This is a genomic window from Bartonella sp. AA78NXGY (genome assembly GCF_042197005.1).
In the GTDB taxonomy this organism is placed as follows: Bacteria; Pseudomonadota; Alphaproteobacteria; order Rhizobiales; family Rhizobiaceae; genus Bartonella.
Map to the genome: position 1 here is coordinate 1 of NZ_JBHIRI010000101.1, position 599 is coordinate 599.

Sequence of the window (599 nt, forward strand, 5' to 3'; positions counted from 1 at the left end):
TTCAGAACCAATTTCTTTTTTTGCTAAAACGATAGTTTTAGTTTTTTTATTATATATGTTTGTATTGTTTGTTATAGCATCACAAGCATCATGCTTAGCATCCTTAAGCATGCTGTTAGCATCATGCTTAATATCACAAGCATCATTTGTATGTTTATCCCATCTTGCCTTCGCTGCCTTCTGCGCTCTCTCTGAAAACTTATTCAAATTCTCATTAGAGTTGTTGAGTTCCTCTTCAACCTGTAAACTCCATAAACGACCGTCTTCTAAACGTATCAGTTTCTCATCACTCAATAAAAAATCTAGCGCTTTATTAAAAGCTTTTACTGAACAACCAGAAATGCGTGCTAATATAGAGGCATTCTCAAGAATTGGCTGTCTCTTCTTATACATTAAGCAATATCAACATCATATAAGTCGATATTTGATGCGACGTCATTCCACTAGCAACAGATACCCAATCAGAAGGAAAACAACGAACCCAAGTTAACTTAGTTGACATATTTCCCCTCCTGTTCTTTATTATTATTTAGATCTTCATTGAAGTTATTGAGTTCCTCCTCAACTTGTGAACTCCACAAACGACCATCTTCTAAACG

General features: G+C 35.1%; 1 pseudogene. It reads right to left on the reverse strand.

The annotated features are described in order from the left end of the window. Positions 1 to 502 (reverse strand): annotated as a pseudogene (locus ACFINL_RS09855) (DUF1376 domain-containing protein); the annotation flags it as partial. Between the last annotated feature and the right edge of the window lie 97 nt (positions 503 to 599).